Annotated in this window: 14 protein-coding genes; 9 read left to right on the forward strand and 5 right to left on the reverse strand. The window is 47.1% G+C overall.

Annotation, left to right across the window (positions count from 1 at the left end; all coding sequences use genetic code 11):
* Positions 1–214: 214 nt before the first annotated feature.
* Complete coding sequence (gene mgtE, locus BWK47_RS04285) at positions 215–1,606, forward strand: magnesium transporter (RefSeq protein ID WP_162327691.1); 1,392 nt, start codon at positions 215–217, stop codon at positions 1,604–1,606.
* A 68-nt stretch (positions 1,607–1,674) separates the two neighbouring features.
* On the opposite strand, the gene BWK47_RS04290 is transcribed toward mgtE, so the two are convergent.
* A complete protein-coding gene (locus BWK47_RS04290) occupies positions 1,675–2,862 on the reverse strand; it encodes a glycosyltransferase family 4 protein (protein ID WP_237269806.1) in 1,188 nt (395 codons plus the stop codon).
* Between the two features lie 294 nt (positions 2,863–3,156).
* On the opposite strand from BWK47_RS04290, the gene BWK47_RS04295 reads away from it, so the two are divergent.
* Positions 3,157–3,933: a DUF1868 domain-containing protein gene (locus BWK47_RS04295; RefSeq protein ID WP_237269808.1), complete on the forward strand. Its 777-nt coding sequence runs from the start codon at positions 3,157–3,159 to the stop codon at positions 3,931–3,933.
* A gap of 163 nt (positions 3,934–4,096) precedes the next feature.
* Positions 4,097–4,420 (forward strand): hypothetical protein, encoded by a 324-nt coding sequence (locus BWK47_RS04300; protein ID WP_010872032.1) that lies wholly within the window; start codon positions 4,097–4,099, stop codon positions 4,418–4,420.
* Between the two features lie 39 nt (positions 4,421–4,459).
* Here the strand turns inward: BWK47_RS04300 and BWK47_RS04305 are convergent, their stop codons facing one another.
* From BWK47_RS04305 to rlmD, 3 genes are all read right to left on the reverse strand, one after another.
* Entirely contained in the window at positions 4,460–5,068 is a 609-nt protein-coding gene (locus BWK47_RS04305; RefSeq protein WP_162327694.1) for an esterase/lipase family protein, read from the reverse strand.
* A gap of 6 nt (positions 5,069–5,074) precedes the next feature.
* A complete protein-coding gene (locus BWK47_RS04310) occupies positions 5,075–5,644 on the reverse strand; it encodes an ATP-binding protein (protein ID WP_443081625.1) in 570 nt (189 codons plus the stop codon).
* A 65-nt stretch (positions 5,645–5,709) separates the two neighbouring features.
* The gene (rlmD, locus tag BWK47_RS04315) at positions 5,710–7,101 is read right to left on the reverse strand and encodes a 23S rRNA (uracil(1939)-C(5))-methyltransferase RlmD (protein ID WP_162327695.1); all 1,392 of its coding nucleotides are present in this window, start codon (positions 7,099–7,101) and stop codon (positions 5,710–5,712) included.
* 363 nt (positions 7,102–7,464) lie between these two features.
* Between rlmD and ilvA the strand changes: the two genes are divergently transcribed.
* Both ilvA and BWK47_RS04325 read left to right on the forward strand, forming a co-directional pair.
* Positions 7,465–8,991, forward strand: coding sequence for a threonine ammonia-lyase, biosynthetic (ilvA, locus tag BWK47_RS04320; protein ID WP_162327696.1), 1,527 nt, complete (start codon positions 7,465–7,467; stop codon positions 8,989–8,991).
* A gap of 412 nt (positions 8,992–9,403) precedes the next feature.
* On the forward strand, positions 9,404–9,964 hold the full coding sequence (locus BWK47_RS04325) for a cell division protein SepF (RefSeq protein WP_010872037.1): 561 nt from the start codon (positions 9,404–9,406) through the stop codon (positions 9,962–9,964).
* 28 nt (positions 9,965–9,992) lie between these two features.
* Here the strand turns inward: BWK47_RS04325 and BWK47_RS04330 are convergent, their stop codons facing one another.
* Positions 9,993–10,169: a hypothetical protein gene (locus tag BWK47_RS04330; RefSeq protein ID WP_162327697.1), complete on the reverse strand. Its 177-nt coding sequence runs from the start codon at positions 10,167–10,169 to the stop codon at positions 9,993–9,995.
* Here BWK47_RS04330 and BWK47_RS04335 point away from each other — a divergent pair.
* The 4 genes from BWK47_RS04335 (at position 10,168) to BWK47_RS04350 (ending at position 15,633) form a co-directional block, all read left to right on the forward strand.
* On the forward strand, positions 10,168–10,557 hold the full coding sequence (locus BWK47_RS04335) for a phosphomannose isomerase type II C-terminal cupin domain (protein WP_162327698.1): 390 nt from the start codon (positions 10,168–10,170) through the stop codon (positions 10,555–10,557). The genes BWK47_RS04330 and BWK47_RS04335 overlap by 2 nt on opposite strands.
* 340 nt (positions 10,558–10,897) lie before the next feature.
* Entirely contained in the window at positions 10,898–11,209 is a 312-nt protein-coding gene (gene groES, locus BWK47_RS04340; protein ID WP_020861555.1) for a co-chaperone GroES, read from the forward strand.
* 96 nt (positions 11,210–11,305) lie between these two features.
* Positions 11,306–12,931 carry a chaperonin GroEL gene (gene groL, locus BWK47_RS04345; RefSeq protein ID WP_162327699.1) on the forward strand — a complete coding sequence of 542 codons (1,626 nt, stop codon included), beginning with the start codon at positions 11,306–11,308 and terminating at the stop codon, positions 12,929–12,931.
* A 491-nt stretch (positions 12,932–13,422) separates the two neighbouring features.
* Positions 13,423–15,633, forward strand: a complete 2,211-nt coding sequence (locus BWK47_RS04350) for an EAL domain-containing protein (protein ID WP_162327700.1) — start codon at positions 13,423–13,425, stop codon at positions 15,631–15,633.
* Positions 15,634–15,830: the final 197 nt, after the last annotated feature.

A 15,830-nucleotide genomic window follows, 5' to 3' on the forward strand; every position in this document is an offset into this window, starting at 1 on the left:
AAACCTTATTCGGCCAAGGCTCAGAATGTATGAGGGGGCTAGGGAAATTTATTTTTAGCCCATGGCAACAGCCTAACACAATTTTTTCGGACAGAGATCCACCGATTTTGGGCCAATCCCAACGATAAAGCGCCGATTTTTCCCTTCTGGAAGTGGTTGGAACAGCATAGGGATACCGTATATTGGGGGGTGTCGTTTCGCCCCGGAGGTTGCCATGACAGAGGTCACTACGACTGTTCGACTAAATCCCGACCGAGAGGAGCTACAAAAATTAGTGCGGGCCCAGATTGAAACTCTGTTAGAAACCTCCCAATTCGATGCCGCTAAAACCATCCTCACCCCTGTGCAACCGGCGGATATTGCTGATGTGATCGAGTCTCTGCCCAGTCGTTTACAGGTGCTAGCCTTTCGTTTACTTTCCAAAAATGAGGCGATCGATGTTTATGAGCATTTAGCTCCACCAGTGCAGGAATCCCTGCTAGAAGATTTTAAGCATCCTGAAGTACTGGAAATTTTTAACCAAATGTCCCCCGATGACCGGGTCAGGCTATTGGACGAACTTCCGGCCAAGGTGGTGCGGCAACTATTCAAACACCTCAGCAACGAAGAACGCAAAGCTACTTCCCTACTGTTGGGCTATAAACCGGAAACCGCTGGCCGGATTATGACCACGGAATACGTTTCCCTCAAGGAAGATTACACCGCCAGCCAAGCCCTAGATCACATCCGCCACATTGCCACCAGCTTTGAAACTATTTACGTCCTCTACGTTACCAACGAATCCCGACGCCTAACGGGAACCCTTTCCCTGCGTAATTTGGTTATGGCCAAGCCGGAGGAATATATCGGACAAATTATGGTGCCTGATGTGGTATCCGTCCACACCAACACAGACCAGGAAGAAGTGGCCCGCACCATTCAGCACTACGATTTTTTGGCGGTGCCCGTGGTGGATTCAGAACAAAGATTGGTGGGCATTGTCACTGTGGACGATGTGATCGACATTTTGGAGGAAGAAGCCACGGAAGATATTTATACCGCTGGAGGAGTGCAGTCCCAAGGAGATGACTATTTCAAAAGTAGTTTGATGACAGTGGCCCGTAAGCGGGTGGTGTGGTTATTTATTCTTTTAGTCACCAATACCCTCACCAGTCAGGTGATTCACTCCCAGGAAGATGTGCTACAAAAAACCATTGCTTTGGCTGCCTTCATACCTTTGTTAATCGATGCGGGGGGCAATGTGGGGGCCCAGTCTTCCACTGTGGTGATCCGGGGTTTGAATACGGAGGATGTGCGGCTCACCCAAGTGTTACCGGTCATTGCTAGGGAAGGGGGAGCCGGAGCTTTATTGGGTTTAATGCTGGGCGTTGTGGTAACGGTGTGGGCCTATTTTCTCCAAGGAGATTGGTTGGTGGCCATCACGGTGGGTAGTAGCCTGTTCATTATTTCCCTGTTGGCGGCTTTTGCCGGAGGGGGTTTACCGTTCTTGTTTAAGTCGATGAAGTTAGATCCGGCTTTGATGTCGGCCCCTTTTATTACTACGGCGGTGGATGTGTTGGGGGTGGCCATTTATTTGCTCATTGCCCGGTCTTTGTTGGGAATCTGATGGGGGCTTTGGCTCCACAACCTGGGACAAGGGACGTTGAAAGCCTTTTCCTATTTTCCTACTACTTTCTACCACTCCACCGTTTGCCTTTCCTCCACCACCCGTTCGTAAATAGCGGCGGTTTCTTTTGCCAACTTAGACCAATTAAAGCGGATGCCCAAATCTTTGTAGGCTTCTTCCACCAACTGTTTGGCCAGGGATGGATTAGAAAGAATTTCCAAAATGCCATGGGCTAAGGAATCGGGATTATTGGTTTGGGTAACAATACCGGTGCTATGGTGACGCACCACCTCTGCTAGTCCACCAGTATTGGATACCACCACGGGGACCCGGGCAGCAAAACTTTCCAGGGCGACAATGCCAAAGGGTTCGTACAAACTGGGAAAAACGGCACAGTCGGCAATGGTTTGGAATTTGTCTAAATCTTCGTCGGACATGAAGCCGGTGAAAAAACAGTGTTCCCAAATGCCCAGGTTCCATGCTAATTGCTTCAGGCGATCGGTGTTGCCTCCGCCAATAATGACAAATTTCACTTGATCATTGAGGGCTTCCAGTACCTGGGGGGCAGCGGTTAACAGAACGGAAATTCCTTTTTCATAGGTCATGCGACCAACGTAGTAAACGATTTTTTCTCCATCTTCGGCAAATTTGCGGCGAAAATTACGGTAATCAAAGTCTGGACGACGGTGCTTTTTTTCCGGACGAATGCCGTTATAGATAACGTCAATTTTGTCCCAGGGGGTGCCAAAGGCTCTTTCCAGTTCATGGCGCATGTAGTTGCTGCAAACAATTACTCGCCAACCGTTGTAGATTAAAATTCCTTCTTTGCCGGCAATGTAGCGTTGAGTATCGTTGTAAAGACCGTTATAGCGGCCGTATTCCGTGGCGTGGATAGTCACCACCAGGGGAATTTTACCGTGGTGCTTAAGGTTAATGGCCACATCTCCCACCAGCCAATCGTGGGCGTGGATAACATCAAATTTTTTCTGTTCCTGGAATAGGGCTTGCCCTCTCTGTTCCATGGCACGGTTCATGTTATCTACCCATTGGAAAAAGTCATTACTGGGGGGCACTGGCACTCGGTAAATGTGGATGCCATCGACCATTTCCTGGGACGGACTTTCCTCTGTGGCCACGGTAATTAAATGGATCTCATAGCCCTGTTGAACTAATTCTGGGTAGAGTTCTGCCACATGGCGAGCAATGCCGCCGACAATGCGGGGGGGAAATTCCCAAGCTAGCACCAAGATTTTCATGGCTGTGACCAATTTTTGTGAGTGCATGGAGGGAAAGACGGCGATCGGGGCTATTGGTGTCGTGGGCACTCTAAAACATTATGCGCAATCGTGGCGTGGCCACACGGCCAAATTCGTTTCGGAGGTTAGTTAATTTTGCTGGAGTTCTGACTTTCGAGTTGCAGTCAATTGCCAATGTTTGCCCAACTGAGGAAATGAAGAACCAGCTAAAGATTGGTGCTAAATGTCCAGAGACTCCACCCAAACAGTAAACTTGCCATAGGAACTTTTTCAATCTGTGTCAGGGAGGCGAGTGTGGACGATACTTACCAAGGCTATATCAATCGGGTGGCGCCCCAAACCTTGGCGATCGCCTACGAGCAACAATTGATTAATGCTCAAGGTTCTCCCAAGTTTGAGCAAGGACAGCCGGTGCCTTTTCCCGGTTTCAGTGTGGTAACTCCCATTGCCGCTGATGATCCCACTAACCAAAACTTTTATGGCCATCTGACCACTGTACAGGGCCAGGTGGGAGAAATTTTGGGGGAGAGTTTTGTGGCGGTGCCCCCGGAAAGCTTGCACCTCACCGTAGCAGACTTGATTTGGGATGGCCCCTACCAGGCCCTACGTCGTCATAATCCTGACTTTGAAAAACAACTTTGTAACTGTTTGCAACATTCGTTTGCGGATCACCAACATCAGTCGGGGCCATACTCCGGCTGCCAATGGCAGGTCCTGGGATTGTTGGTTTTACCCCGTTCCTTGGGGGTGGTTTTGGTGCCCCAACGGGAGGCGGATTATGAACCGATACTTAAGGTACGACGGGCCATTTTCCAAAATCCCACCCTGATTGGTTTAGGCATTGAGCAACAGTACCGTTACACGGCCCACATCACCCTTGGTTACTTCGACCCAGCGATCGAGAAGTTGGCAGATTCGATCGGAGTTAGTGAACAGTTGGCTGCTGTCAATGACCGCTGGATTGGCCATGACCCAGAGATTTTAGATATTCATAGCATTGAGCTGCGCTATTTCAGCGATATGACCCAATTTACTCGCCAGGACTACTATCCCGTTTTGAGGGCTAGCTAGGCCCATTGCCGCCAGGGGATTCTCTCATTAATACACAAATTTTTGTCCGTAAACATTACAGTGTACAGGGCCAATTTCTGGCTTGTGCATAGGTTACGGCTGGAATTTTTGGGTTTAGATGGGAAAAGAGATATTTTGTTAATCTGCGGAAGTATTTACCAAGATGTTTAAATTCCTTGCCAATAATTATTCACAATCTTTGGGGTTAACTGCTTGCCTGGGGCTATTCACCTACTTGGCGATCGCCGTTCCAGTGGAAGCTCAGGGGCAAAATAGTTTTGAAAATTACCGTCAGCAATGCCTGCGTCGGGTGGAACAGGCTGGCATTAAGGGGGCGGCGGCCCAGGAAATGTGCAACTGCACAATTAATAAGTTCAAGCAAAAATATTCCCTGGCAGAATTTACCAAGCTTGTGCAACAGTCGGAAACCAACCAGGCGATCGCCAGACAATTGGCGGAAGTAGGGGAAGAGTGTTTGTATGAATAGGATCACCCCAAACTGAAGACTAATCCCTTTCCAATCCACTCAGGGCAACGGTTTAGCCAAAGCCGAAGCCACCTCTGCCAAACAACGGGCATCCGACACCATCCAGGCATGGACCAGCACAGGCAAAATAATTTCTTGTCCAATTTCTAAATGGGAACTACTGGGGGGCAGAATCATCAAGTCGAAGGGAGTCCAAATCACCGTCACCTGGAGTCCCGCTAATGACTGGCAACAATCTCGGTTTAAATCCCTCAAAAAGTCACTCTGCCAGGCCATTTCCCTCACTCCTTGGTGGGGCAAACTATAACCCAGGAGAGTACCTTGGTTGGGGGCTGAAATCGTGATGTAGCGCCTAACCCGTTCCACACCCCCCAGTCGTTGTAAATAATAACGAGTTACTAATCCCCCCATACTAAAACCAATTAAATCCACTGGTTGCTGGGGCGCAAATTTTTGATCAATGTATTGCTTCACTTGCTCCGCCAACAATGCTAAGGAAGTACTGCCATCGTTGGGTACTAGGTCTAAACAATGAACCGACCAGCCGCCCTTGGTCAAAAAATCCACCATGGTGGCAAACTTGGCCCTGGTGTCGTAAATGCCATGGACTAACACAACAGGATGACGGTCCGGAAATTCTGCTACCACTAGGTTCTACAAACTCAGCAAACGGTAACTTTCGCTGAAAAAGCGTTTGACTACATTTTGACTATCTACCTGGGGCCGGCGCTTAATTTTCTTGCTGAGGCGGAGACGGGTGCCATCTTCATTCCAATGAACTTGGTCAAAAATTTGCATGAGAATACCCAAACCTCGACCATTTTCCGACTCATCCGGGGGAAACCAGGGGCTAACACAATTGGGGCAATCAAGTACCACCTGGGGGCAAGGACAGGGACGGTCAAACCCCATACCCTGATCGGTAATGATCCAACAATAACCCTGGGGCGACTGGCGGTACTCCACTGTGATGCACTTCCCTGGATTGAGAGCATTGCCATGGGTAGCTGCATTGACTAAGGCTTCCTGTAAACCCAACCTGACCTCGTTGTGCAGAGGTTTGGGGACAGAGTTGAGTAATAGATCAAGGATGGGATAAAGGTAAAGGGTCGAAGAAAAACTGACTTTTTGCCAATGGGATTGCCTGTGGGGAAAATTAATGTTTAGCAAGCGCTCCACCTCACACTGGACTAGTAGCAATCTAACAGTACTGATGGCAACCATTATACTCGATCGCCTGGGAGGCCTGAATGTGCTGGCCGCTACCATAACCGTGAGGAATCCTTTGCTTAACCATTAACCGCTTCGAGAATTACTGCACACTCCACATGGGCTGTTTGGGGAAAGAAATCACAACCCTGAACCCAGGTAATTCCATAGGAGCCCTCGGCACAGAGAAATTTCAAGTCCCTCGCTAGGGTGGGGGGCTGGCAACTAATGTAGGCAATTTTTTCGGGGCGCTGTCGGATAATTTCCCTGAGCACTTCTGGTGCACAACCCTTACGGGGAGGATCAAGGAGTAAAACATCGGGAATCTCTGACAGGGTGGGTAAAACGGTCTCTACGGTACCAGCCAAAAAATCCACATTGGCAATCTGATTGATCTCAGCGTTGCGCTGTCCCTGGTGCACCGAATCTTGGTTGACCTCAATGGCGATCGCCTGGCGGACTTGGCGGGCGAGGGGGAGGGTGAAAGTGCCCACCCCAGCATAGGCGTCCACCAACAATTCAGCGCCTTGCAAATTTAATGCTTGCTGAAGCCTGGTTAACAGTAGCTCTGCCGCCCCGCTGTTAACTTGGAAAAACGTATTAGCCCCCAGGCTAAAGCTCAGATCAGCAAACTTTTCTCGACAAATACCCCGCCCTGCAATCACCACGGTCTCATCGCCAAAAATGCGGTTGTTGGGTTCGGGCTGAATATTTAAACAAATGCCGCCCAAATCGGGATAGCGCTCCAACCATTCCCCAGCCTGTTCTTCCAAATCCGGTAAACCTTTATGGGCCGAAATCAGGGTCAGTAACATTTCCCCCGTACGTTGGCCAATGCGTAGGCTTAGATGACGTAATTTGCCCTGCTTTTTCTCTTCGTCATAGATAGACCAACCCCGATTTTCAATATCTTTCTTCACCTCGGTCAGCAATAAATTTAGGCGATCGTCCTGCACAGGGCATTGGTTAATATTTACCAAACGATGGCTACCCTTGCGGTAATAACCAGCTTGCACCTGGCCGGTTTTGGAGCGACTTAGGGGATAGGTGGCTTTGTTGCGATAACCCAAGCTAGCGGGGGACTGTAATAGAGGCTCCAGGGGCAAAGTGGTGAAACCACCAATACGCTCCAGGGCATCAATAATTTGTTGTTGCTTACTTTCTACCTGGAATTGATAATCCAGATGTTGCCATTGGCAACCGCCACATTTATCCGCCACAATGCAGGACGGGCGGGTGCGCTGGACAGAAGGTTCTAAAATTTTGAGCAATTGGGCCAAGGCATAATTTCTTTTGACCTTTACTAAGCGGACTTCCAGGCGATCGCCGGGGGCCGTGTCGGGCACAAACACTACTCGCTCATTAAAGCGGCCAATACCTTCCCCTTGGTGATTGAGGGCGGTAATGGTCAGTTCCACTACGGACCCCTGTTGCCAAAGAGGGCTAGTGGCGAAATTATTACTTTGGGTCATCGAAAATTATTTACCAATACTCTATGGGGCCTTAATTACGACTATTGTATCTTGTCGTTGCTGGGCAGACTTTTAAAGTAAAAATTAAGAAATAATCCGAGGGAACATAATACAAATCAAAGTACCTTAAACCATTCCTTCGCTGGTGTGGTTGTCAAACTCATCATCTTTGCTCCATCGTTAATGGTGATTTAACCAGCCAATTGCCCTATCTAATTCTGAACTCCTACAACAAAAAACTGTACCCCACTTTCTTTACTTTATTCCTCTTCAATAGGCCCTTAGCCTGGGCCAAGGCTCTGCCAAAGAGTGGGAAACTGGAAAGGGGGATTTTAGCTACTACCGTTTTTGCTCTCGTTTTCCATGACCACCGATTACCTCGAAAGAATTCTTAAAGCCCGGGTTTACGATGTGGCGATCGAAACTCCGTTGGATTTGGCGGCCAATTTATCGAAGCGGCTGGGTAACCGGGTTTACTTTAAGCGGGAAGACCTACAGCCGGTCTTTTCCTTTAAGTTACGGGGGGCCTATAACAAAATGGCCCAGTTATCGCCGGAATTATTGGCAAAAGGAGTAATTGCAGCTTCGGCGGGTAACCATGCCCAGGGAGTGGCCCTAGGGGCTTCCAAGTTGGGTACCAGGGCAATTATTGTTATGCCCGAAACCACTCCCCAGGTGAAAGTGGAGGCGGTCAAAGCTCGGGGCGGTGTGGTGGTGCTCTATGGCGAAACCTATGACGATGCCTATGGCTATGCCCGACAGTTGGAGCAGGAAAAAGGGCTAACTTTTATCCATCCTTTTAATGATCCCGACGTGATTGCTGGCCAAGGCACCATTGGCATGGAAATTCTACGTCAGTATCAACAGCCCATTGATGCCATTTTTGTGGCGATCGGCGGCGGTGGGCTGATTGCGGGGGTAGCGGCCTACGTTAAACGCCTCTATCCAGAAATTAAAATTATCGGCGTGGAACCAACGGATGCCGATGCTATGCGCCAATCTTTGGCGGCGGGAAAACGGGTCAAGCTAAACCAAGTGGGACTGTTTGCGGATGGTGTGGCGGTGCGGGAAGTGGGGGATTTAACTTTTCCCCTCTGTCAGCAATATGTGGATGATATTTTGCTGGTGGATACGGACGACACCTGTGCGGCCATCAAAGATTGCTTTGAAGATACCCGCTCAATTTTGGAGCCGGCGGGAGCGTTGGCCATTGCGGGACTAAAACAATATGTCCAAAAGCAAGGCTGTCGAGACCAAACCCTAGTGGCGATCGCCTGTGGGGCGAATATGAACTTTGACCGATTGAGATTTGTGGCGGAACGGGCCGAGTATGGGGAACAGCGAGAGGCCATTTTTGCAGTGACCATTCCCGAACAAAGGGGCAGTTTAAGAAAATTTTGTGAAGGGTTAGGGAAACATAACATTACCGAATTTAGTTACCGCATTGCGGAGGGGCCCGATGCTCATATTTTTGTAGGCATTCAGGTGCAAAACCGCAGTGATGCGTCCCAACTGGCCGCCAGCTTTAACCGCCAAGGTTTTAAAACCCTCGATTTAACCGATGACGAACTGACGAAGCTCCATTTGCGCCATATGGTGGGGGGCCGTCCCCCCCAGGTGACCCAATTGGAAAATCAACGGGAATTACTCTACCGATTTGAATTTCCTGAGCGGCCAGGGGCATTGATGAAATTTTTGGGCTGTATGGATCCAGCCTGGAATATTAGTTTGTTCCATTACCGTAACCACGGGGCCGACTACGGCAGAATTGTCGTCGGCATGCAGGTTCCCTTGGCAGAAATGGAACAGTGGCAACAGTTTTTAGCCAATTTAGGCTATCGCTATTGGGACGAGAGTGATAATCCGGTTTATCGTCTCTTTCTTCGCTAATTTTTTGCCCCATTCGTGCTAGTAATGGGAGGTATCTTTGTTAGTTACCCTAATTTCTGGCCCTGGCTACGGCTCCGGCCTGTGCTTGGGAAACAGTGAGAAATTATCGGTAAAATGTCGGCGAAAGCCTACAAAAGTTAGGAACATTTTGGTAAATTGTCACGACAGGGATAGGAAAATGAAACTCGGTCATTATTGACCGAAAAAGAAAGGGCCTGACCTTAGTAGCTCCTCGCCACTGAGTTGCCGCTCCTTTCCTCCCTGAACCGATGAACCTGCCAATCTAGCAAGAATATTTGCAGTTGATGCCGTTTACCGTGGTCTGGGTTCGCAATCACCCTGGCTTTGGTACCAACACTAGTTCATCCCATTGACCCCTTTCACTTTACCCAGGAAATACGGACGGTAAACTATGATTTTGACCAAGTTAAAAGACTTCGTCGGCATCAGTGAACACGATGAGTACGAAGAGGATTACGACGAAGAAATGGAGTTTCCCCAGTCAGTGGCCTCCCAGCCGCCGGCCGAAGAAGTTGCCCCCCCCCCTCGCATTAGCCGCGAACCCTTAAGCTTAAATAATGAAACCTCTATTGGTACAGGAGTAAGAAATAACGTGATTGGTATGCCCGGCATCAACAACAGTGTGGCAGAGGTGGTCGTCGTCGAGCCCCATTCCTTCGATGAAATGCCCCAGGTGATTCAAACCCTACGGGAACGGAAGTCGGTGGTGTTAAACCTGAATGTGATGGACCCCGAAGAAGCCCAGCGAGCGGTGGATTTTGTGGCCGGCGGCACTTTCGCCATGGATGGCCACCAAGAACGCATTGGTGAGAGTATTTTTCTGTTTACCCCCAACTGCGTCAAAGTCAGTTCTTTGGCAGGTCGTAGTCAGGAAAGCAATGAAACTTCCTCCTCCGTTTCCTCCGATAATTTTCCCACTTGGGGCTATGAAACCAGCCGTTTAGCTCAATAGTTGCTGGGTCAAGATTTCGGCACTGTTGCTAATTGTGATTTCGACAGTTATGCCAAATATTTGAATATTTTGAATGCTTAAAAGCTCTGACGTTGGCAGTCAGGGCTTTTTTCTTGTTGCTTAATTCCCGGCAAATTCCCCAGCAGTTTAAAATTGGGGCAAGTCCGTGGTCTTTTTCACCGTTTGGCTTAACGTTATCCGCCATGCATGATTCCCCTGAAGCTTCTAGTCCGGCCCCCACTCCCCATCCTGAAACCACCCGCACTCCTCCCTGGGGCATGGTCACCATGTTGGAAGAAGGCCCCCGTTATCGGATTAATCGCATTGTGGTCAAACCGGGACAACACATGAGCACCCAAATGCATTACCACCGCAGTGAACATTGGGTAGTGGTTTCGGGTACGGCCAAGGTGATCTGTAACGGTGAGGAAAAATTGTTAAATCAGAAAGAATCTACCTATGTGCCGATGAACACTCCCCATCGGGTAGAGAATCCCGGGGTCATTGATTTGGTGATGATCGAAGTGCAAAACGGTGAATATCTGGGGGACGATGACATTGTCCGGTTTCCGGAAGAGCAGCCACAGTTCTAGATGAAGTGTTTTTAGGTCGGGGGATAGTGATGGTTAAATTCGGAACTTTTGTTGACTATCCTCCTCCCAAAATTAGAGGAAGACCAAAAAGCAGATCTTGTCCCTGTCAATTCAATAAACAAGTAGTCCTGGACAGAAGCGACGATCGCCTCCAGACAATTTTGCAGTGAAGAATCTAGTCGGCTCCCGATTTTTGCCCTCAGTTCGGGAAACCACACTCACTGGGGTGTTGCACTGGGTCAAGCAATTTAGCTAAATTAGCACTCGTGAGGTGGGAGTGCTAAACCCTCTCCCAAATTCTTACTGACCTTGCAAGACTATCATCTGGAGGATGACTTCTATGGCCGCTATTTCCATTAATGTTTCTACTGTGAAACCCCTTGGCGATCGGGTGTTTGTGAAAGTAAGCCCCGCTGAAGAAAAAACCGCTGGGGGTATTTTGTTGCCCGATAACGCCAAGGAAAAACCCCAAATTGGTGAAGTTGTCCAAGTGGGCCCCGGCAAACGCAACGACGACGGTACCTACTCCCCTGTGGAAGTCAAAGTGGGCGATAAGGTTCTCTATTCCAAGTATGCCGGCACCGATATCAAACTTGGTGGCGACGACTATGTTCTGTTAACTGAAAAAGATATTTTGGCCTCCGTTGCCTAGGTCGATTAATTTTTACCGATCCTGACCTGTGTTAAAACTTGCAGGATTTTTACCCATTCATCTATTGCATTAATTTGCCCACGAGGTTTTACTTTTATGGCTAAATCCATCATTTACAATGACGAAGCTCGCCGTGCCCTAGAGCGGGGCATGGACATTCTGGCGGAAGCCGTTGCCGTTACCCTCGGCCCTAAAGGTCGTAACGTGGTGCTCGAGAAGAAATTTGGCTCTCCCCAAATTATTAACGACGGGATCACGATCGCCAAAGAGATTGAACTGGAAGACCATGTAGAAAATACCGGGGTTTCCTTAATTCGCCAAGCGGCTTCTAAAACCAATGATGTGGCTGGAGATGGTACCACCACCGCTACGGTTTTGGCCCACGCCATTGTTAAAGAAGGTTTACGCAACGTGGCCGCCGGTGCCAACCCCATTTCCCTCAAGCGGGGTATTGATAAGGCCACTGATTTCCTCGTTGCTCGGATTAAAGAGCATGCCCAACCCGTGGGAGATTCCAAGGCGATCGCCCAGGTGGGAGCCATTTCCGCCGGTAACGACGAAGAAGTTGGCCAAATGATTGCCAATGCCATGGATAAAGTCGGCCAAGAAGGGGTTATTTCCCTCGAAGAAGGCAAATCCATGACCACCGAGTTGGAAATCACCGAAGGGATGCGCTTCGATAAGGGCTATATCTCCCCCTACTTCGTCACCGATGCGGAACGGATGGAAGCTGTCCTGGAAGATCCCCGCATTTTGATCACTGACAAAAAAATCAACTTGGTGCAAGACCTGGTGCCCATCCTTGAACAAGTGGCCCGTCAAGGTAAGCCCCTGTTGATCATTGCCGAAGATATTGAAAAAGAAGCTTTGGCTACCCTCGTAGTTAACCGTCTCCGGGGTGTGTTGAACGTGGCTGCTGTGAAAGCCCCCGGCTTTGGCGATCGCCGTAAACAAATGTTAGAAGACATTGCCACCCTCACCGGCGGTCAAGTAATCAGCGAAGATGCTGGTCTAAAACTGGAAAGCGCCACTGTGGATAGCCTCGGTTCTGCCCGTCGCATCAACATCACCAAAGACAACACCACCATTGTGGCCGAAGGCAACGAAGCCGCCGTTAAGTCCCGCTGTGAGCAAATCCGTCGCCAGATCGAAGAAACCGATTCTAGCTACGACAAAGAAAAACTCCAAGAGCGCTTGGCTAAATTGGCTGGTGGTGTAGCGGTAATCAAAGTCGGTGCTGCTACCGAAACCGAAATGAAAGACCGCAAACTCCGTCTGGAAGATGCCATCAATGCCACCAAAGCCGCTGTGGAAGAAGGTATTGTTCCCGGTGGTGGTACCACCCTGGCCCACTTGGCTCCCCAATTGGAAAACTGGGCCACTGGCAACCTCAAAGATGAAGAGTTAACCGGTGCCCTGATTGTAGCCCGGGCTCTGCCTGCTCCCCTCAAACGGATTGCCGAAAACGCCGGTCAAAACGGTGCGGTTATCTCCGAGCGAGTCAAAGAGAAGGAGTTCAACGTTGGTTACAATGCCGCTAGCCTAGAATATGTAGATATGCTGGCCGCTGGCATTGTTGACCCTGCCAAAGTGACCCGTTCCGCTCTGCAAAATGCCGCTTCCATCGCTGGCATGGTGTTGACCACCGAATGCATTGTTGTGGACAAACCTGAAAAAGAAAAAGCCCCCGCTGGTGCCCCCGGTGGTGACTTCGACTACTAAGGTTTAGTGACCGACTAACACTTTTCTCATAAAATCCCAGGGAGGTTTCGGCCTCCCTTTTTTTCACTTGCTAAGCTCTCTTTCGTTTAATCAGATCGTCGGCAGTTTAGGCCCAGGAGAGACAAAATTCGGGCTTAGGATCCCCTCAAAAAATTTAGCTGCCCTAACTGAAAGAGTAACATTGCCACTACAAGTCTCTGGTTTTGGCCCCGGTCATGGGGGAGGCAAATAGAACTTTTGCTTGCCTAATTTATCAGAAGCAAAGCCTAGGGCCATTGATCATTTTGCCTAGGGAAACGAGATTATTCCCGGGCCCAGTCACAATAAAAAATTGGCTAAAATCCCTATTAGAGCGACTAGGTTTTACAATTCCCGTTGTGAGAGTTGTTAGAATAGTTCCGCCTAAAGCAATCAGAGCAGAACTTTTTCCCTTTGGCTAAATTTTTCCCAATTCCACTGCATTTGCCAAAGACAAGAGCAGTTCCCCGTTAATGAATGGTATTCACCGTTGGCTTTTCCGTTTAAGCATTATCATCCAGTTGCTCTGGGATTCGGCGCCGGTAACTGGAACCCAGGTGGTGCGGATCGGAGTTTATGAAAATCAACCAAAGATTTTTCTCAATGATCAAAATAGGCCAGTGGGCTTTTGGATTGACGTAATCGAGGCGATCGCCGCTGCGGAGAATTGGCAAATTGAATACCATCTTTGTGAATGGCAAGCCTGTTTGCAAAAGCTAGAGGCAGGGAAAATAGATTTAATGCCCGACGTAGCGGTTAATCCTGAAAGAGTAAAAAAGTTTCAATTTAATCAAGAAGTAGTTCTAAACAGTTGGTCAATTATTTATGCTGCAAACAATGCCAATATCAATTCTATTATTGATCTAGAAGGAAAAAGAATCGTAGTTTTAAAAAATAGTGTTCAAGAAAAGAATTTGATTAAGCGTTTGGCTGAACTAAAAATAAAAGCAGAAATAATTCAAGTTGACTCATTTTCGGAGTTGTTTAAAAAAATAGATGCAGGGGAAGCCGATGCCGGGGCGGTTAATTACTTTTTTGGTAACCGTTTCAGCCATCAACATAGGGTACGTCCGACCAATATGGTTGTTGACACTTCCCAATTATTTTTTGCTGCTTCTCGCCAAACTAATCCAGCTATTTTACGTAATATTGATAAACAAGTAAATTTACTAAAAGCGGATACTGATTCCATTTATTATGAATCTCAAAAACGATGGTTATTTAATAACCCGTTATTGACCATACAAAATCTCCACGCCATTATCCATAGGCTGATTATAATTTTTATTATCGTCACCGTTGCTATTGTTATTATTTGGAATTATCGTTTACAAAAAGAAATTAAATTAAGAAAAGCTAGCCAAAATCAACTTTCCTACCAAGCTCTTCATGATACTTTAACAGGTTTGGCTAACCGAGCCTTGTTACTCCAAAGGTTGGAATTTGCTGGCCACCAAATCAAAAACAATCCAAAATCTCGATTTGCTCTTCTTTTCATTGATTTAGATCATTTCAAATTAATTAATGATAGTTGGGGCCATTCCGTTGGAGATGCTCTCTTAATTAAGATCGCAGAAAAACTACAAATTAACTTAAGGGAAACAGATTTAGCTGTCCGTTTAGGGGGAGATGAGTTTGTGATTTTCTTAGAAAGTATTACGGAAATTAAACAGGCGATCGATGTTGCAGAACGGATTCTTACCCACTTACGTTTGCCCGTGCAAATTCAAGCCAAAGAACTATTTATTAAAGCTAGTATTGGTATTGTCATTGGTAGTATTCATTACTATGAACCCGAAAGGCTGATAAGGGATGCAGATATTGCTATGTATCAAGCTAAAAATAATGGGCGCAACCAGTACGCTGTTTTTGATCCTTCCATGCACCAAACAATTTTAGAACGCTTAAGTTTGGAGCATGATTTTCGCAAAGCCTTAGAACAAGAAACACTAGAATTATATTATCAGCCTATAATTTCTTTAGTTAATGATAGACTACAAGGGTTTGAAGCTCTCATACGTTGGCAACATCCTGAAAAAGGTTATATTAATCCAGAGCAATTAATTGCGATCGCCGAAGAAACTGGACTAATTATCAGCCTTGGACAATGGATTATGCAGCAAGCTTGCCAACAAATTGCCCAATGGAGAGAAATTACTAATGATGATAAAATCTATGTCAGTATTAATCTTTCCCCTAATCAAATTTGTCGTCCCCTTTTTGTAGAAGAAATTGAAAACATATTACAAACAACAAAGCTTGATGGTGATGCCTTGGTGCTAGAAATAACAGAAGGAGTTTTAATTCAACACCTAGAAATAGTAGCAGAATGCCTTAAAAAAATAAAATCTCACGGAATCAAAATTAGCATTGATGACTTTGGGACTGGTTATTCTTCTCTCAGTTACTTATATCGATTACCAGTAAATTACTTAAAAATTGATCGTTCCTTTATTAACCAAATAACAGAAGATTCTCCGTCCCAATCCATTGTTAAAACTATTATCACCCTTGGAGATTTACTGGGTATTCAAACTGTAGCAGAAGGTGTTGAAACAAACGATCAGTTAAATTTACTCAAAAAAATGGGCTGTGGCTTGGGGCAAGGTTATTTCTGGTCCAAACCGATGGCAGTTAGGGAAATTGATTGTTTCCTGGACTGGTATTGTCTAAGTAAAAAATAAATCAGCTCTACTATCTAAATTTTAATTTTATTGACTACAGCACTAAACAATAGTGTAGATTAAAACAAAAGTTTTTACTAAAAATTTTGTTTGCTTAATGAAATGTACCTGTAACAGAACCAACTTTGCCTTTTCTAACGGACATCCTTCACCTGTAAAAATAACTCTCTTGTTATTGCTATGCCATCAAATGCGCT

Origin of the sequence: Synechocystis sp. CACIAM 05, from assembly GCF_010222815.1 — a bacterium.
GTDB lineage: Bacteria > Cyanobacteriota > Cyanobacteriia > Cyanobacteriales > Microcystaceae > Synechocystis.